This is a genomic window from Halomonas urmiana, from assembly GCF_005780185.1.
GTDB classification, from domain to species: Bacteria; Pseudomonadota; Gammaproteobacteria; order Pseudomonadales; family Halomonadaceae; genus Halomonas; species Halomonas urmiana.
In genome coordinates this window covers 12,417-28,463 of record NZ_VBUI01000002.1, presented here as the reverse complement: position 1 = coordinate 28,463, position 16,047 = coordinate 12,417, and the positions used below count along the sequence as shown (strand labels likewise).

Below are 16,047 nucleotides of genomic sequence, written 5' to 3'. Positions count from 1 at the left end.
TCGCTTGGAAGATGTCGCTATTGCCGTTCGGTCTGAATCCGCTCGATGAAGGCGTCTACCGTCATCGTCCCGAGATTCTCGCCGCTGCGGGTGCGCAGGGCCACCGAGTCGGACTCGACTTCCTTATCTCCCACCACCAGGAGATAGGGGACCTTCTGCAACGTATGCTCTCGGATTTTAAAGCCGATCTTCTCGTTCCTCAAGTCCGACTTGACGCGCAGACCGACTTTCTGCAGCCGTTCGGCCAGTTCGGCGGCGTAATCACGCTGAGCATCGGTGATGGTCATGACCACCGCCTGCTGCGGCGCCAGCCATAGCGGCATGGCGCCGGCGTAGTGCTCGATCAGGATACCCAGGAAGCGTTCGAAGGAGCCGAGAATCGCGCGATGCAGCATCACCGGCGTCTTGCGCGCGCCATCTTCGTCGACGAACTGCGCCCCCAGGCGACCCGGCAGGTTGAAGTCGAGCTGCAGGGTACCACACTGCCAGACGCGGTTGAGGCAGTCGCGCAGGGAGAACTCGATCTTGGGCCCGTAGAAGGCGCCCTCCCCCGGCTGCAGCTCCCACTCGAGGCCGGTGGCGTTCAGCGCCGCCTCGAGGCCCGCCTCGGCGCGATCCCACAGGGCGGGCTCGCCCATGAACCCCTCGGGGCGCGTGGAGAGCTTGAGCTCCACGTCGTCGAAGCCGAGTTCCTTGTAGACCTGCAGGGTCAAGGCGATGAAGGCCTCGGCCTCGGCCTGGATCTGCCCCTCGGTGCAGAAGATGTGCGCGTCGTCCTGGGTGAAGCCACGCACCCGCATCAGGCCGTGCAGCGAGCCTGAGGGCTCGTTGCGATGGCAGCTACCGAACTCGGCGAGGCGCAGCGGCAGGTCGCGGTAGCTCTTCAGGCCCTGGTTGAACACCTGCACGTGACAGGGGCAGTTCATCGGCTTGACCGCGTACTCGCGCTTCTCCGACTCGGTGGTGAACATCAGCTCACTGTAGTGGCCCCAGTGACCGGAGGCCTTCCACAGTGAGAGATCGACCACCTGGGGCGTCTTGATCTCCTGATAGCCGTGCTCGATCTGCACGCGGCGCATGTACTGCTCGAGCGCCTGGTAGATCGTCCAGCCATTGGGGTGCCAGAAGACCATGCCCGGGGCCTCTTCCTGGAGGTGGAAGAGATCCATCTTCTTGGCTAGCTTGCGGTGGTCGCGCTTCTCGGCTTCCTCGAGGCGCTTGAGGTAGGCCTTGAGCTGTTTCTTGTCACCCCAGGCGGTGCCGTAGATGCGGGTCAGCATGGGGTTCTCGGCGTTGCCACGCCAGTAAGCACCGGCCAGCTTGGTCAGCTTGAACGCCTTGAGGTGCCGCGTATTGGGCACGTGAGGGCCCCGGCACATGTCGAGGTAGTCCTCATGATGGTAGAGACGAATGGTCTCCCCCTCGGGAATGCCGCGCACGAGCTCCTGCTTGTAGGGCTCGTCGCGATGCAGGAACTGCAGCATGGCGTGATCGCGGTCGACATACTCGCGCACCACGTCGTACTCGTGATCGATCAGCGCCTTCATGCGCGCTTCGATGGTCTCGAGATCCTCGGGAGTGACCGAGCGTCCGAAGTCGACGTCATAATAGAAGCCGTCCTCGATTACCGGACCGATGGCCATCTTGGCATCGGGATAGAGCTGCTTGACGGCATGGCCGATCAGGTGGGCGCAGGAGTGGCGAATGACCTCGAGGCCCTCCTCGTCACGAGCGGTGAGGATCGCCACCTCCGCATCGTGGTCGATGATATCGGCGGCATCCACCTGAACACCGTCGATCTTGCCGGCCACGCAGGCCTTGGCGAGACCGGGGCCGATGCTCTCGGCCAGCTGCATCACGCTGAGGGGTTCGTCGAAGGTTCTCTGACTGCCGTCGGGCAGGGTCACGATGGGCATGAAGGCTTCCTTGTGCGCAGTGGTGATCCATACCAGGGATCACGTGTCGCCAGACGAATGGTCGTGGTCTGAAAGCCGCCTAGCCTAGCAGAAGCGCCCCCTGTGGCGCCACGGGGGGAATGCTACCCCGACACGAGAGAAGGCGCCCGCAGGCGCCTTCTCTCGGACTTCCGTCACGCCCCGATGGCCGGGGCGGTGGCTCGGGTCAGGGCAAGATCACTCCCACTCACCCAGCTCCACGCGACGGTTCTCGGCGCGGCCAGCGTCGGTATCGTTGCTGGCCACCGGCTGGGACTCGCCATAGCCGATGGTGCGCATGCGATCCATCGAGACGCCCTGGCTCGCCAGGTAGTCGGCGACGGAGTCCGCACGACGCTGGGAGAGGTCCTGGTTGTAGCTGTCGCTACCCACGGCATCGGTGTGACCCTCGATGCGCACGCGGACGTTCTCGTTGGCGCGCAGCTTCTCGGCGACATCGTCGAGGATACCCTCGGCGCCCATGGTCAGGACGGCAGAGTCGAACTCGAAGTTGACGTCGCGCAGCACCAGGTCTTCTTCACAGCCCAGGGCATTGACCTCGGCACCGGCCGGGGTCCCCGGGCACTGGTCCTGATAGTCCGGCACGCCGTCGCCGTCGGAGTCCAGCGGGCAGCCCACGGCATCCACGGCCACGCCGGCCGGCGTGCCCGGGCACTGATCGTCGGCATCGAAGACACCGTCGCCGTCGGTATCGCGCGGCGCGGGCTCGGGCGTACGATTGGGCTCGGCACACAGCATGGCACCGATGGTCGCGCCGGCGGTAGAACCGATGGCCGCACCGGTGTCCTCATCGGACTCACCGCTGGTCGCGTAGCCAAGGCCGCCACCGATCACGCCGCCGGCGAGGCCGCAGACGAAGGGCGATTGATACCAGGCACGGTCAGAGGAAACGCCGCTGTCCATGCCGGAGGATGGTGACCCCGAGCTAGCACAGCCGGAGAGCCCGACCACCAGCGCGGAACCAAGCAACAAACCAGTCGTTGATTTTTTCATGCAAGACTCCTTCTTCTTAACTACATCCCGACACGGCAATCAGTGCCATCGCCAGGGGGTTCCGAGGAATGAACCGAGGGAAACGGCCCCCGAACCGCTTCCTGCACTCTCCAAGAAAGCACGTAAACCCTTTCTCGGCCAGTTCCAGGCGCGGCGGCTAGCGCATCCACTGCATATTAGCCGCCAATGACCAGGCGCCAGCTTGCCGCAGAGCCTGGAAGGTTGCAATCGCTGGATGATCGCGCCTCGGGGCGTCTTGCCCGTGCGACGCGACAGACAATCAGTGCAGGCTGCCCGGCCAGCCGCGACGAAATTCGATCACCGCCGCCGCGGCCTTGAGCACCGGTTCGCGCATCTCATCCTCGACCGCCAGACGTTCACGGTCCTCCTGGAACCGCGCCTTCGGCGTCAAGGCCTTGCGGGCGGTATGGGTATGCAGGTGCTGGGTACGGCGATGAACCTCGTCGAAGGCCTGGAAGTCGGGACGCTGGGTCAGGTCCTGATCGAGGATCTCCAGCAACACTTTGCAGCGCCAGGAACCCTCGGTGATATCGACCTGCTCCTGGGCCAGCGCCGAGGCCACCATCCCCAGATTCTCCAGGCAGTTCTCATGGGCACGCCGCAGCTCCTCGTCGCGGAAGGTCCGACGCCGCCGCACTTCCTTCCAGAGCGTGAAGGCATAGGCTCCGAGACCGGCGATGATCGCCAGCCCCAGGCCAAGGAGAATGAGGACCAGAGTCGAGTTCATGGGCATGTCCCGTGTCGGTTCGTGTCAGGGAGCTTCATTCTACACGCCGCCCGCCAGGGCTCGAAATCGTCCCGTTCCGACGTGGCGAGGTGGCTGGATCAACATGCCGCCAGAGACTCGGCAGGCGGCGGGCGCCTTGCGTAGAATCTCTCCCTCACCCACCGCGCATGCCACGATGGAACGACGATGCCCACACCCGACGATTCTCACGCCACGCCCTCGGGGCCAGCTCTCTCAGCGCGCATCGGCCTGTGGCTGGGCCCGCTCTGGCTACTCCTGACCCTGTTGCTGCCGGCACCCACCGGCATGTCCGACCCGGCCTGGGCCTGTGTCGGCCTGGCGCTGCTGATGGCCACCTGGTGGTCTACCGAGGCCATTCCGATCCCCGCCACCTCGCTGCTGCCGCTGGCTCTGGTGCCGGCGCTGGGCATCGGCGACATGAAGGAGACCGCGGCCAGCTACGCCAACCCGATCATCTATCTCTTCCTCGGCGGCTTCCTGCTCGGCATCGCCATGCAGCGCTGGGCCCTGCATCGGCGCATCGCCCTGCACGTCCTGCGCGTGGTCGGCCACCAGCCGCGTCGCCAGATCGGCGGCTTCATGCTGGCCACCGGCTTTCTCAGCATGTGGGTCTCCAATACCGCCACCGCCATCATGATGCTGCCCATCGGCATGTCGGTGATCAGCCTGCTGGACGACGCCGACCCGGCAGAGCTCAACCGCTACGCCACGGCCCTGCTGCTGGCGATCGCCTACTCCGCCAGCATCGGCGGCGTGGCGACCCTGATCGGCACCCCGCCCAATGCCCTGCTGGCCGGCTACCTGGCCGAGGACCGTGGCATCGATTTGGGCTTCGCCCAGTGGATGATGATCGGCCTGCCGATCAGTGCGGTGATGATGGTCAGCACCTGGTGGTGGCTGACTCGCCGCGACTTCAACCTTAAGGCCGGTGACGACAGCGCCGGCATGGTGAGAGACGAACTGGCGGAGCTCGGCCGGGTCGGGGCACCCGAGCGCCGCGTGGGCATCATCTTCCTGCTGGCGGCGGCGACCTGGATGCTGCGGCCGCTGCTCAACGATGCCGGGCTCGACTGGCTCTCCGACACGGGCATCGCCATCTTCGCCGGCATCGCCCTGTTCCTGGTTCCCGCCGGCCGCGGCGCTGGCACGCGCCTGATGGACTGGGACGCCGCCAAGGAGCTGCCCTGGGGCATCCTGCTGCTGTTCGGTGGCGGCCTGGCGCTGGCCGGCGCCATCAGCCGCTCGGGGCTGGCGGAGTGGATCGCCCAGCAACTCAGCATCTTCGGGACCTTCCCGCTGCTGGCGATGGTCGGCGTGGTGGTGCTGGTGATCATCTTCCTCACCGAGGTGACCTCCAACACCGCCACCGCAGCCGCCTTCCTGCCGCTGCTCGGCGCCCTGGCGCTGTCGCTGGACATCTCCCCGCTGCTGATCACGGTGCCCGCGGCCATCGCCGCCAGCTGCGCCTTCATGATGCCGGTGGCCACGCCGCCCAATGCCATCGTCTTCGCCACCGGCCGCATGAAGATCCAGTCGATGATCCACGCCGGCTTCATGCTCAACCTGATCAGCACGGTGGTCGTGACCCTGATGGCCTACTTCCTGATCCTCGCCCTCTGGTGAGAGCTCACCCGCTCGATCACGAGGAGAGCCCGGCCGCCAGGCCGGGCTCTTTTCATCTCGGCTCCAGCCATCCGCGCTGCTGCCGTTAAGGCAGCGGCCGGCCTCCCGACTCAGCCGGCGAGCATCCAGGCCGCGGCATAGTGATCCAGCAGCAGCACGCCGAACACGCCGAGGATATAGCGAATGGAGAACCAGAAGGCCGCCAGCGGCGCCTGCGGATCCCGGCCGCGCCAGACCCGCCAGTTCCAGACCATGAAGCGAGCATTGAGGGCCATCACCCCGACGAGATAGAGCGCCCCGCTCATGCCGATGGCGAACGGCAGCAGGGTGACCGCCACCGTGAGCCAGCCATAGAGCCAGACCTGCAGGCGCGTGAAGGCCTCGCCGTGGGTCACCGGCAGCATCGGCACGCCGGCCCGAGCGTACTCGTCGCGCTTGTGGATCGCCAGCGCCCAGAAATGCGGCGGCGTCCAGGCGAAGATGATCAGCATCAGCAGCAGCGGCTCGGGGCCGAGCTGCCCGGTGACCGCCGTCCAGCCGAGCAGCGGAGGCGCCGCTCCCGCGACCCCGCCGATGACGATATTCTGCGGCGTGGCATGCTTGAGAAAGGCAGTATAGATCAGCGCATAGCCGATCAGCGAGCCGAGGGTCAGCCAGGCCGTGAGCGGGTTGACCTGCCAGGCCAGCAGCCCGATGCCGCAGACCGAGAGCAGCGTCGCCCAGCAGAGCGCCAGCCCCGTGGGCAAGCGCTGGGTCGCCAGGGGCCGGCCCGCGGTGCGCAGCATCATGGCATCCAGACGGCGATCGACCACGTGGTTGAAGGCCGCCGCTCCCCCGGCGGCCATGCCGATCCCCGCCAGGCCGAAGACCACCGCCGCCGCCCCCGGCAGCGGCGCCGCCAGCAGCATGCCGACCAGGGTGCATACCAGCATCACCGCCACCACCCGGGGCTTGCACAGCGTGTAGAGATCTCGCCAACTCCAGCCGGCGAGGTGGCCGACCGCGGCACGTTCCATCACGACCTCAGACATGAGCCCACTCCTCCTTCGTTTCCGAACCCTTCGCCTCCGGTGAGGCGATGCTTTGCGCCACGCTCGGCCAGCGCCAGTGCCACAGGGCGAGCGTCATGGCCGCCACCAGCGCCACCGCGCCGGCTGTGTGCAGCAGGGCCAGCCATAGCGGCAGCCAGGCCAGCACGTTGGCGATGCCCAGCGCGAGCTGCGCACCGAAGGTGCCGACCATCAGCGCCAGCCACGGGCGCATGCCGGCCGCATCGCGATGGCGGATGGCCAGCAGCAGCAGGCCGAGACCGAGCGCCAGGGCGCCGAGCCGATGCCCGACCTGGATGGCGCTGCGAGCCTCGGCATGCAGCTGCCCGTGCAGGTAGTTGGGCCCCACGGTCTGGGTCAGGTGGAAGCCCTCACTCCAGTCCATGCTCGGCCACCACTCACCATTGCAGGTGGGAAACCCCTGACAGGCGATCCCGGCATAGTTGCTCGAGGTCCAGCCGCCCAGCGCCAGCTGGACGACCAGCAGCACCAGCGCCAGCCGCCACAACCGGGTCAACGGCCGCGGACGGCCCACCCGATGCTGGCCGGGCTGGAAGCGTCGCAGGCGCAGATGCAGCCACAGGAAGAGCACCATCACGCTGAGCCCGCCCAGCAGGTGCAGGGTGACTACCTGGGGCCACAGCTTTAGCGTCACGGTGAAGGCGCCGAAGGCGCCCTGCATCAGGATCACGCCGAGCAGCGCCAGGCTGGTGCGCCAGGGGTACCCGGCCTCGCGGCGCCAGCGGGCGCCCAGCACGATCAGCGTGATCACCAGCAGTCCGAGCAGGGAGGCGAGGTAGCGGTGCACCATCTCCACCCAGGCCTTGGCGGACTCCAGCGGCGCCGCCGGCGAGTGGGCCAGGGCGCGGTCGGCATCCGGCACCACCAGGGCACCGTAGCAGCCCGGCCAGTCGGGGCAGCCGAGGCCCGCATCCACCAGCCGCGTCCAGGCTCCCACCAGCACTACCAGGGCGGTGAAGACCACCCCGGCGAGGCTCAGCCTCACCAGCCAGCACTGGCGGCCATTCTGCCCTGCCGTGATCACACTACTGACCATCGCCGTCGCCTCCCACCACGCTCGAGGCCTGGTCGTACCGCGCCAGGGGGGGCTCGGGGTTCATGCGCAGCAGACGTCGCAGGTCAGCCAGGACATCCGACGCCGCGACCTCCGGGCCGTAGCCCAGCACCGGGCGCCCCTCGGGATCCAGGATCCACAGGCGATGGTCGGCGCGCCACTCGGGGGAGGCCGTCCACTGTGCGAGGGCAGCACCGGGCATCGGCTCGCCGCCCCCGCCGATCCTCAGGCGGCTGACCCGATCGGCCTCGCGCCCCAGCGCGCGATGCAGGCGCCACCAGCGATCGGCTCGCTCGGCACAGACCTCGGGGCAGTCGAACGCCAGCAGCCAGTCGCCCTCCCCGTCCTTCTCCACGGCCGTCAGCGGCCACTGCGCCAGCAGGGGCAGCGAGGGCTGCAGCTCGCCATGGGCCGTGCGACCGTCGGGAATGCCGATGCGCCACTCCACCATGCCCCAGGCCACGGCGACGGGCAGGGTGAAGATCGCGAAGAAAGCCAGTAGTTTCAGGCGTTGGCGTCCGGCGTGGGTCATCGAGGACTCTCCTTGCTCGGGATAGACATCGGGTCGGGGCCACGCGCCTGACGACGCGCGCCCACCAGCATGATCACCAGGGCAGCCAGGGCCAGCCCCCACCACTGCACGGCATAGCCCAGGTGGCGTTCCGGTGGCACCACGCTGGGCTGCCACCAGGATTCGAGATGGCCCGGCCCTTGCTCGAGGTGCAGCCAGCCGGCATGGGCGAAGCCCTTGCTCTTGCTCGGCCCCCAGGCAGAGAGGTCGATGCGTTGCAGGCGATTGCCCTCGTGGTTGGGACCGAACAGCGGGGCCGAGTCCCCCGACACCTGCCAGCGCCCTTCCAGCCGAACCACGCCAGCGGGCGTCTCGACCCTCGGGTCATCTCGCGTCGGGCCCGTCGCCAGGAAGCCCCGCTGGATCAGCCAGAGCTGGCCCTGCCGATCGCGAAAGGGCGTGAGGGGCGCCACGCCGAGACGCCCTTCGTGGGTACGGTTATCGAGAAACAGCGTCTCACCGGCCAGATACTCTCCGCGCAGCACGACGCGGGCGCCGGGCGGCGGGGTCTCGGTCGGCGATTCCAGCCGCGGCGCCGCCTCCAGGCGGCCCAGGTAGTCGCGCTTGTCGGCGGCCCGCTCCCACTGCCATAGTCCCAGGGCGAGCCCCAGCATCACCAGGCAGGACCAGAACCCCCACCAACCGAGCCGACGCGCCGAGAGTCGGCGACGATGTCGCTTCGCTGCCGACGCTTTCATGGAGCCGTGAATGTTACTCAAGATAATGATTGCTCTCGTCTTTCTCGCCATGGTGATCAGTCTCGCCGCCGGCGCCGGCTTCCTGATCCGAGACGGGGGACGCTCTCGTCGCGTCCTGGTCTCGCTCAAGCTGCGCGTGGGCCTGGCGGCGCTGCTACTGGCCCTGCTGTTCTTCGGCTTCTATCTCGGCGATCTCGGTGCCTAAATCGTTTCACCCGGCATCGGCTCAAAAGACACGGCATCAGAAGACATAGACAAAGGTGAACAGGCCGATCCACACCACGTCGACGAAGTGCCAGTACCAGGCCCCCGCCTCGAAGGCGAAGTGATCATCGGCGGTGAAGTGCCCCCGATACACGCGCCACAGCATCACCGCCAGGATGATGGTGCCGATGATCACGTGCAGCCCATGGAAGCCGGTGAGCAGGAAGAAGGTCGCGCCGTAGATCCCGGCCTGCAGGGTGATCCCGTAATGGGCATAGGCCTCGTAGTACTCGATCCCCTGAACGGTGATGAAGGTCAGGCCCAGCAGCACCGTGACGGTGAGCCAGAAGCGGACGCTGTCGCGAAAGCCCTCCTTGAGGCCTTCGTGGGCGATGGTCAGGGTGATGCTGGAGGTCACCAGAATCAGGGTGTTGACCAGCGGCAGATGCCAGGGACTGAAGGTCTCGCGAGGGCCCTCGATGCTCGCATCCGGCGGATTGAGCAGCGGCCAGGACGCAGTGAAATCGGGCCACAGCAGGGACGTTACGCCCTTGGCGCCCTCCCCGCCCAGCCACGGCAGCGCGAAGGTGCGCACGTAGAAGAGCGCGCCGAAGAAGGCCGCGAAGAACATCACCTCCGAGAAGATGAACCACCCCATGCCCCAGCGGAAGGAGCGATCCATCTGGGCGTCATAGAGCCCGCCCCGCGACTCGCGGATGACGTCGCGAAACCACAGCGTCATCACCGCGAGGATGGCGAGCAGGCCGACCACCATCACCGGCATCCCCGCCAGGCCGTGCACCAGCAGGGTGCCGGTGCCGATCATCATCGCCCCCAGCGACAGCGATCCCAGGATCGGCCACTTGCTGGACTCGGGTACGTAGTAGCTGCCACCACTCATGCGCTGTCTCCTTCTGTGATCGGCCCACGGAGCGCGACCTCGGCTGGCGTCGAGGTAACGGGATAGAGGGTGTAGACCAGGGTCACCGTCTTGATCTCGGGCGGCAGGTCGCGGGTCAGCTGGAAGACCAGGGGCGCCTTCAACCTCTCGCCGGCCGTCAGCTGCTGCTCTTGGAAGCAGAAGCAGCTCAGCTTGCGCAGATGCAGCGATGCCGCCGACGGCGAGACGCTGGGCACCGCACGAGCACGGGTCGTCTCGTCACCATTGTTGCGGAAGGTGAAGAACACCTCCTCGCGCTGTCCGGGGTGCAGGCGAATCTGGCGGGTGTCCACCTCGAGATGCCAGGGCAGGCCCTGGCTGCCCCGGGTGATGAACTGCACCGTCACGGTTCGCGAGGCGTCGACCTCCTGCTCCACCAGCGGCTGGGCTCGCGCGCTGGTCTTGCCGTTGAGGCCGGTCAGATCGCAGAAGACATCGTAGAGCGGCACCAGGGCGAAGGCGAAGGCGAACATGCCGGCGAGCACCACCAGGGTGCGCGTCACGGTGCGCCTGACCCCTTCCCGGCCTGCGGCCTGGTCATCACGGCTGCTCATGCCTGCCTCCTGAGCCCACACGGGCTCGCTCAATGCTCGCGGGGGTGAAACGTCGGGGGCGTCTCGAAGGTGTGCAGCGGCGCCGGGCTCGGCACGCTCCACTCCAGATCCTCGGCCCCCTCCCAGGCCTTGGCCGGCGCCTTCTCACCGCCGCGCACGCACTTGATGATCACCAGCACGAAGAGCAGCTGAGAGGCACCGAACAGGAAGCCACCGAGGCTCGAGGCCAGGTTGAAGTCGGCGAACTGCAGCGCGTAGTCGGGAATGCGCCGCGGCATGCCGGCCAGGCCCGAGAAGTGCATCGGGAAGAAGGTCAGGTTCACGCCGATCACCGACAGCCAGAAGTGCCACTGCGACAGGCGCAGCGGTGGATAGTGGCCGGTCCACTTGGGCAGCCAGTAGTAGGCCCCGGCGAGGATCGCGAAGAGCGCCCCGGGCACCAGCACATAGTGGAAGTGCGCCACCACGAAGTAGGTGTCATGGTACTGGAAGTCGGCGGGCGCGATGGCCAGCATCAGCCCCGAGAAGCCGCCGACCGTGAACTGCACCACGAAGGCCAGAGCGAACAGCATGGGCGGTTCGAAGCTGATCGAGCCGCGAAACATCGTCGCCACCCAGTTGAATACCTTCACGCCGGTCGGCACCGCAATCAGCATGGTGGTGTACATGAAGAACAGCTCGGCCACCAGCGGCAGGCCGACGATGAACATGTGGTGCGCCCAGACCATGAAGGAAAGAATCGCGATGGCCGCCGTGGCGTAGACCATGGAGGCATAGCCGAACAGGCGCTTGCGGGAGAAGGTCGGAATGATCGCCGAGACGATGCCGAAGGCCGGCAGGATCATGATGTAGACCTCGGGGTGCCCGAAGAACCAGAACAGGTGCTGGAACAGCACCGGATCACCGCCGCCGGCGGCATTGAAGAAGCTGGTCCCGAAGTTGATGTCCATCAGCATCATGGTGATCACCCCGGCGAGCACCGGCATCACGGCGATCAGCAGGAAGGCGGTAATCAGCCAGGTCCAGACGAACAGCGGCATGTCCATCATGCGCATCCCCGGCGCACGCAGGTTGAGGATGGTCGCGATGATGTTGATGGCGCCCAGGATCGAGCTGATGCCGGCGAGGTGCAGCGACAGGATGAAGAAGCTGGTGGAGGGTGGCGCATAGGTTGTCGAGAGCGGCGCGTAGAAGGTCCAGCCAAAGTTGGGCCCGCCCCCCGGCATCAGCAGGGTCGAGAGCAGCAGCAGGAAGGCCACCGGCAGCAGCCAGAAGCTGAAGTTGTTGAGCCGCGGCAGGGCCATGTCGGGGGCGCCGATCTGCAGCGGCACCATCCAGTTGGCCAGGCCGACGAAGGCCGGCATGATCGCACCGAACACCATGATCAGGCCGTGCATGGTGGTCATCTGGTTGAAGAACTCGGGCTGCACCAGCTGCAGGCCGGGCTGGAACAACTCGGCACGCACCACCAAGGCGAAGATCCCGCCGATGAAGAACATGGTCAGCGAGAAGAGCAGATAGAGCGTGCCGATCTCCTTGTGATTGGTGGTCAAGAGCCAGCGCATCAGCCCGCGTGGCCGGTAGTGACCGGACTCGGCCATGCCGCCGGCGGTGGCCGTGCTGTGCTGCGGGGTCGGCTTGGGTGGCAGCTGGGAAGCCATCGGACATCTCCTGTGGGCCATTCACGAAAGAGGAGCGGAAGGACCGGTCATTCGCCCTGGGCGGCGAGGCGCTCGGCGATCTCCGACGGTTGCACGCTGTCACCGGCGTCATTGCCCCAGGCGTTGCGCTCGTAGGTGACCACCGCGGCGATCTCTACCGGGCTGAGCGTGTTGCGGAACGCCGGCATGGCAGAACCCGCCACGCCATCGATCACGGTGCTGATGTGGCGATCCGGCTCCTCCAGCAGGGCCTGGTTGCCCGCCAGCGCCGGGAAGGCCGGCGGACTGCCGCTGCCATCCGGCTGGTGGCAGGCGGCGCACACCGCGCCGTAGGTCTGCTCACCGCGGGCCATCAGCTCATCCAGGCCCCACTCGCGGTCGGCGCTCATCGCCTCCTGCTGGGCCGCTTCCTTGCGCTGGGCCATCCACTCTTCGAATCGCTCCGGCTCCACGGCCTCGACCACCACCGGCATGAAGCCGTGATCCCGGCCACAGAGCTCGGCGCACTGGCCGCGATAGATGCCGGGCTCGTCGATGCGCACCCAGTTCTCGTTGACGAAGCCGGGCACGGCATCCTGCTTGACGGCGAGGTCTGGCACCCACCAGGAGTGGATGACGTCGTCCGAGGTCAGCAGCAGGCGTACCTTCTGGCCCACCGGCAGCACCAGGGGCTCGTCCACCTCGAGCAGGTAGTTCTCGCCCTTCTCGCTGGTGCCGCTGATCTGCTCACGCGGGGTGCCCAGGTTAGAGGTGAAGGCCACGTCCTCGCCCAGGTAGTCGTAGCGCCAACGCCACTGCTGCCCGGTGACCATCACATCGAGGTCGGCTTCCGAGGCGTCGTACATGGTCTTCAGCGTTGCGGTGGCGGGCACCGCCATGGCCACCAGGATCAACAGCGGTATCGCCGTCCAGATGACCTCCACGCTGGTGTGTTCGTGGAAGGTAGCGGCCTTGGCGCCGCGCGAGTGGCGGTAACGGAAGAGGGAATAGAACATCGCCCCGAAGACAATCACCCCGATGACCACGCAGATCCAGAAGATGATCATGTGCAGGGAGTAGATATCGCGACTCAACGCGGTGACGCCTTCCGGCATGTTCCAGCCGTTGGCGAGCGCCATCGGGTTCAGGGCTGCCAAGGTCAACCCTCCTGCCATCCACACAAGCAGCCTGCGCATCGGCGCCTCCTCGAATCATTGTTGTATTAGTCAGCGCTTGAAGGAGTATAGAAGAGCGCAACCGTTCTTCACGCATATCGTCACGGCGTGATAAACGCGGACGTCAACGCTCGCACTCAGCGAGCGGCCATCACCGCCACGAAGGCCACCAGCAGCACGAACAGTAGCCCCACGATCACCCCTGCGACGATGAAGGTCCCGGGGCGCTCGGAGCGAAAATCTTCACGGCGGCGCTCGTCCTTCTGCACGCCCAAAAAGGCGGCCAACACCGACTTGATCGCCTGCCACATCAGCGTCCTCCACTGCCTTGTCGAATACTGCCTCTGACCCTAGCTCAGGTGTGGGCGAAATCGCGTGAAGGCATTTCACGCAGGCGGCGAAAAAAGCTGCAGAAGGACTTCGCTGCAGCGCACCATCGTCGGATTGTCTTCTATACTCTAAGAAGTGCCTGCAGAGACGAAGTGACCTATCAACCACCCGCTTTGAGGAGACCGACCATGACCGAGCATGAAGACACCGCGACCAACCCGGCCCTGGCCGCCGCCGAACCGATGATGGAGTGGTGGCAGAAACAGTGGAGTCAGGGCGTAACGCCCATGGCGCGCATGCAGCTGGCCTGGATGGAGAGCATGGCCGAGGCCATGGAGTTCGAGGCGCAGTTTCTCAAGACGCTCGCCGACAGCGGTCAGAAGATCGCCCAGTCCTTCGACGGCGATACCCCGCAGACACAGGCCGAGATGCAGCAGCGCTACCAGGCGTTGATCTCGGAGCTCACCGATGCGCAGATGGATCGCATGAAGAAGGCCGCCGAGCTGTCACACGAGTTCCGTCGACGGGTCTGGGAAGAAATCTGAGCCTTCACCAAGGCATACGAGCACACGCCAGAACGCTCAAGCCGCTAGAAACACGGCAGGACGCACCTGCCGTGCAGTGATCAGGATAGCGACGGAGCCGCTTGGCCTGAAAGGAGGAATCAGCAGATCTCTTCCCAGAGGCGCTGTCGGAACTCCTTGGGCAATTGTGACACCCTCCCCAACCGCTCGCCATGGGCGTCTGCCACCTTTTTGGCGGCGTCCTGATAATATTGGCCCAGGACGGCCGGATTCTGGAGCGCGCGGGGATCGGAGAGGCATCTCACGACATCGCTACTCGCCTTGAAACAGACGGACAGAAACTCCGCCTCCAGTTGGGCCGCTTCCATCAGCGAGGCCGACCAGGCCTGATGCAGCCTGATCGACGGATGAGTTGCATCCAGCCAGTGGTGACACCACCAAACATAGACCGGCATCGACACCTCGACAACCGACATTGGCGGCGAGCCGGAGCTGGCGGAGGATACCGTCACAGGTGCAACCGGGGCGGGCTCGGCTTGTTCGATCGCGACGTTGCTAGCAGTTGACATCTTCAGGTCCCTCGAGCAAAGGGATGTGGTGCACCAAAGAAGTGTAGTGCCTGTGCGCCTGGCTGGATCAATCGATTTGTTACGTGGTTATCCTGTAGCGCCATGGTCTCAAGAGCTGACAAGAGATCGGTTCAGCCGAAGCCGAAGAGCCGGATGATCAGCGGCAGCAGGAAGGCCGTCAGCAGGCCCGAGAGCCCCATGGCCAGGCCCGAGAAGGCGCCGGCGACGACGCCCATGCGCGCGAAGGCGTGGGCGGTACCGAAACCGTGAGCTGCCAGCCCCATGGTGAAGCCCTGAACGGCCGGGTCCGTGATGCGCAGCAGCCGCAGGATCGAGGGCCCCAGGGCGCAGCCGATGGAGCCGGTCAGCAGGACCAGGCCGGCCGACAGCGAGGGGATGCCACCGATCTGCTCGGCGATGCCCATGGCGATCGGCGACGTTACCGAGCGGGGGGCCAGCGACAGCAGCGTCTTGGGATCGGCGCCGAGCAGCATGGCGAGCCCGAGAGTCGTCGATACCGCCGTGAGCACCCCTGCCCCACAGGCCAGCAGCAGCGGCCCCAGCAGGCGATAGACGCGCTGGCGATGGTCATAAAGGGGAATGGCCAGGGCCACCGTGGCCGGCCCCAGCAGGAAATGAATGAACTGAGCCCCCTCGAAGTAGGTGGCATAGTCCATGTCCACCAGCAGCAGCAGCGTGATCAGTATCGCGATGGCCAGCGTGACCGGATGCAGCAGGGGCGTGCCGCCCACGGCGCGGTTGATCCGGACCGCCAGGGCGAAAACCATAAGCGTCGCCAGTAGAGAGAGCAGCGGATTGCCGGAAAGATAGACCCACAGCTGATCGAAGGAGGCGAGGTTCATGCGTCCTCCTCCGCTCGACCACCGTGCGCGGCGTTGCGGCGCTGCAGGCGTTCAAGCACCCAGGCCGTCACGGCGAGCGTCACCGCCGTGGACACCAGCAGGGTCACCGCGATCGGCCAGAGATCCGCGCCGATCAGCTCGAAGTGCACCATCAGCCCGACCCCGGCAGGCACGAACAGTAGCGTCAGATAGCGCAGCAGCCCCTCCCCCGCCAGACGCAGACACGACGGCACCTTGCCGCGCACCAGCAGCGCCACCAGCAGGATCACCATGCCGATCACCGGCCCCGGTATCGGCAACAGCAAGCCCTTCGCCAACAGCTCCCCCGCGAACTGGCACGCCAACAGCATGCTCATCCCCATGATCAACGGCATCGTGTCTTCCTTTTTTCGGCTCCCGGGGAGCCCATCTTCGTTGCCGATAGTGTGACAGAACCTGCGTGATCCGGGGACCTCACGCACCTGCCGGCCAACCGATTGAAAAGAAAGCGCAAAAAGGACTTTTCATTTCCTTCG

18 protein-coding genes are annotated in these 16,047 nt (G+C 66.1%); 3 read left to right on the top strand and 15 right to left on the bottom strand.

Annotation, left to right across the window (positions count from 1 at the left end):
* Positions 1–17 precede the first annotated feature (17 nt).
* From thrS to FEI13_RS01420, 3 genes are all read right to left on the bottom strand, one after another.
* Entirely contained in the window at positions 18–1,916 is a 1,899-nt protein-coding gene (gene thrS / locus FEI13_RS01430) for a threonine--tRNA ligase (RefSeq protein ID WP_138178889.1), read from the bottom strand.
* Between the two features lie 216 nt (positions 1,917–2,132).
* Positions 2,133–2,948 carry an OmpA family protein gene (locus tag FEI13_RS01425; protein ID WP_138178888.1) on the bottom strand — a complete coding sequence of 272 codons (816 nt, stop codon included), beginning with the start codon at positions 2,946–2,948 and terminating at the stop codon, positions 2,133–2,135.
* A 280-nt stretch (positions 2,949–3,228) separates the two neighbouring features.
* A complete protein-coding gene (locus FEI13_RS01420) occupies positions 3,229–3,696 on the bottom strand; it encodes a DUF2489 domain-containing protein (RefSeq protein WP_138178887.1) in 468 nt (155 codons plus the stop codon).
* 186 nt (positions 3,697–3,882) lie between these two features.
* Between FEI13_RS01420 and FEI13_RS01415 the strand changes: the two genes are divergently transcribed.
* Positions 3,883–5,340, top strand: coding sequence for an SLC13 family permease (locus FEI13_RS01415; RefSeq protein WP_138178886.1), 1,458 nt, complete (start codon positions 3,883–3,885; stop codon positions 5,338–5,340).
* 110 nt (positions 5,341–5,450) lie between these two features.
* On the opposite strand, the gene cyoE is transcribed toward FEI13_RS01415, so the two are convergent.
* Genes cyoE through FEI13_RS01395 form a run of 4 tightly spaced genes read right to left on the bottom strand, consistent with a single transcriptional unit; the run spans position 5,451 to position 8,754 of the window.
* On the bottom strand, positions 5,451–6,371 hold the full coding sequence (gene cyoE, locus FEI13_RS01410; RefSeq protein WP_240036384.1) for a heme o synthase: 921 nt from the start codon (positions 6,369–6,371) through the stop codon (positions 5,451–5,453).
* The gene (locus FEI13_RS01405; RefSeq protein WP_138178885.1) at positions 6,364–7,446 is read right to left on the bottom strand and encodes a COX15/CtaA family protein; all 1,083 of its coding nucleotides are present in this window, start codon (positions 7,444–7,446) and stop codon (positions 6,364–6,366) included. The genes cyoE and FEI13_RS01405 overlap by 8 nt, the downstream gene beginning before the upstream one ends.
* Positions 7,436–7,996, bottom strand: coding sequence for a hypothetical protein (locus FEI13_RS01400; RefSeq protein ID WP_138178884.1), 561 nt, complete (start codon positions 7,994–7,996; stop codon positions 7,436–7,438). Before FEI13_RS01400 ends, FEI13_RS01405 begins: the two co-directional genes overlap by 11 nt.
* Positions 7,993–8,754: an SURF1 family protein gene (locus FEI13_RS01395; RefSeq protein WP_240036383.1), complete on the bottom strand. Its 762-nt coding sequence runs from the start codon at positions 8,752–8,754 to the stop codon at positions 7,993–7,995. Before FEI13_RS01395 ends, FEI13_RS01400 begins: the two co-directional genes overlap by 4 nt.
* Between FEI13_RS01395 and FEI13_RS01390 the strand changes: the two genes are divergently transcribed.
* Positions 8,744–8,938, top strand: coding sequence for a DUF2909 family protein (locus FEI13_RS01390; RefSeq protein ID WP_089848852.1), 195 nt, complete (start codon positions 8,744–8,746; stop codon positions 8,936–8,938). The genes FEI13_RS01395 and FEI13_RS01390 overlap by 11 nt on opposite strands.
* 36 nt (positions 8,939–8,974) lie before the next feature.
* Here FEI13_RS01390 and FEI13_RS01385 read toward each other — a convergent pair whose 3' ends face one another.
* The 5 genes from FEI13_RS01385 to FEI13_RS01365 all read right to left on the bottom strand — a co-directional run bounded on the left by FEI13_RS01385 (position 8,975) and on the right by FEI13_RS01365 (position 13,557).
* On the bottom strand, positions 8,975–9,838 hold the full coding sequence (locus FEI13_RS01385; protein WP_138178883.1) for a cytochrome c oxidase subunit 3: 864 nt from the start codon (positions 9,836–9,838) through the stop codon (positions 8,975–8,977).
* The gene (locus FEI13_RS01380; protein ID WP_138178882.1) at positions 9,835–10,431 is read right to left on the bottom strand and encodes a cytochrome c oxidase assembly protein; all 597 of its coding nucleotides are present in this window, start codon (positions 10,429–10,431) and stop codon (positions 9,835–9,837) included. The genes FEI13_RS01385 and FEI13_RS01380 overlap by 4 nt, the downstream gene beginning before the upstream one ends.
* Positions 10,432–10,460: 29 nt before the next feature.
* A complete protein-coding gene (gene ctaD / locus FEI13_RS01375; protein WP_138178881.1) occupies positions 10,461–12,092 on the bottom strand; it encodes a cytochrome c oxidase subunit I in 1,632 nt (543 codons plus the stop codon).
* Between the two features lie 47 nt (positions 12,093–12,139).
* Positions 12,140–13,267 (bottom strand): cytochrome c oxidase subunit II, encoded by a 1,128-nt coding sequence (coxB, locus tag FEI13_RS01370; protein WP_138178880.1) that lies wholly within the window; start codon positions 13,265–13,267, stop codon positions 12,140–12,142.
* Positions 13,268–13,383: 116 nt separating this feature from the next.
* Complete coding sequence (locus FEI13_RS01365; RefSeq protein ID WP_138178879.1) at positions 13,384–13,557, bottom strand: DUF2970 domain-containing protein; 174 nt, start codon at positions 13,555–13,557, stop codon at positions 13,384–13,386.
* A 207-nt stretch (positions 13,558–13,764) separates the two neighbouring features.
* Between FEI13_RS01365 and FEI13_RS01360 the strand changes: the two genes are divergently transcribed.
* On the top strand, positions 13,765–14,121 hold the full coding sequence (locus tag FEI13_RS01360; RefSeq protein WP_138178878.1) for a hypothetical protein: 357 nt from the start codon (positions 13,765–13,767) through the stop codon (positions 14,119–14,121).
* A gap of 119 nt (positions 14,122–14,240) precedes the next feature.
* Here FEI13_RS01360 and FEI13_RS01355 read toward each other — a convergent pair whose 3' ends face one another.
* From FEI13_RS01355 to FEI13_RS01345, 3 genes are all read right to left on the bottom strand, one after another.
* Positions 14,241–14,669: a hypothetical protein gene (locus FEI13_RS01355; RefSeq protein ID WP_138178877.1), complete on the bottom strand. Its 429-nt coding sequence runs from the start codon at positions 14,667–14,669 to the stop codon at positions 14,241–14,243.
* A 131-nt stretch (positions 14,670–14,800) separates the two neighbouring features.
* Positions 14,801–15,532: an LrgB family protein gene (locus FEI13_RS01350; RefSeq protein WP_138178876.1), complete on the bottom strand. Its 732-nt coding sequence runs from the start codon at positions 15,530–15,532 to the stop codon at positions 14,801–14,803.
* Complete coding sequence (locus FEI13_RS01345) at positions 15,529–15,906, bottom strand: CidA/LrgA family protein (protein WP_138178875.1); 378 nt, start codon at positions 15,904–15,906, stop codon at positions 15,529–15,531. Before FEI13_RS01345 ends, FEI13_RS01350 begins: the two co-directional genes overlap by 4 nt.
* Positions 15,907–16,047 lie beyond the last annotated feature (141 nt).

Excerpts from the sequence above, each read along its gene's own strand:
- thrS (WP_138178889.1), bottom strand. The coding sequence starts at position 1,916 with ATGCCCATCGTGACCCTGCCCGACGGCAGTCAGAGAACCTTCGACGAA.
- FEI13_RS01360 (WP_138178878.1), top strand. The coding sequence starts at position 13,765 with ATGACCGAGCATGAAGACACCGCGACCAACCCGGCCCTGGCCGCCGCC.
- FEI13_RS01350 (WP_138178876.1), bottom strand. The coding sequence starts at position 15,532 with ATGAACCTCGCCTCCTTCGATCAGCTGTGGGTCTATCTTTCCGGCAAT.
- FEI13_RS01345 (WP_138178875.1), bottom strand. The coding sequence starts at position 15,906 with ATGCCGTTGATCATGGGGATGAGCATGCTGTTGGCGTGCCAGTTCGCG.
- cyoE (WP_240036384.1), bottom strand. The coding sequence starts at position 6,371 with ATGTCTGAGGTCGTGATGGAACGTGCCGCGGTCGGCCACCTCGCCGGC.
- coxB (WP_138178880.1), bottom strand. The coding sequence starts at position 13,267 with ATGCGCAGGCTGCTTGTGTGGATGGCAGGAGGGTTGACCTTGGCAGCC.
- FEI13_RS01425 (WP_138178888.1), bottom strand. The coding sequence starts at position 2,948 with ATGAAAAAATCAACGACTGGTTTGTTGCTTGGTTCCGCGCTGGTGGTC.
- FEI13_RS01415 (WP_138178886.1), top strand. The coding sequence starts at position 3,883 with ATGCCCACACCCGACGATTCTCACGCCACGCCCTCGGGGCCAGCTCTC.
- FEI13_RS01390 (WP_089848852.1), top strand. The coding sequence starts at position 8,744 with ATGTTACTCAAGATAATGATTGCTCTCGTCTTTCTCGCCATGGTGATC.
- FEI13_RS01400 (WP_138178884.1), bottom strand. The coding sequence starts at position 7,996 with ATGACCCACGCCGGACGCCAACGCCTGAAACTACTGGCTTTCTTCGCG.
- ctaD (WP_138178881.1), bottom strand. The coding sequence starts at position 12,092 with ATGGCTTCCCAGCTGCCACCCAAGCCGACCCCGCAGCACAGCACGGCC.
- FEI13_RS01420 (WP_138178887.1), bottom strand. The coding sequence starts at position 3,696 with ATGAACTCGACTCTGGTCCTCATTCTCCTTGGCCTGGGGCTGGCGATC.
- FEI13_RS01380 (WP_138178882.1), bottom strand. The coding sequence starts at position 10,431 with ATGAGCAGCCGTGATGACCAGGCCGCAGGCCGGGAAGGGGTCAGGCGC.
- FEI13_RS01405 (WP_138178885.1), bottom strand. The coding sequence starts at position 7,446 with ATGGTCAGTAGTGTGATCACGGCAGGGCAGAATGGCCGCCAGTGCTGG.
- FEI13_RS01385 (WP_138178883.1), bottom strand. The coding sequence starts at position 9,838 with ATGAGTGGTGGCAGCTACTACGTACCCGAGTCCAGCAAGTGGCCGATC.
- FEI13_RS01355 (WP_138178877.1), bottom strand. The coding sequence starts at position 14,669 with ATGTCAACTGCTAGCAACGTCGCGATCGAACAAGCCGAGCCCGCCCCG.
- FEI13_RS01365 (WP_138178879.1), bottom strand. The coding sequence starts at position 13,557 with ATGTGGCAGGCGATCAAGTCGGTGTTGGCCGCCTTTTTGGGCGTGCAG.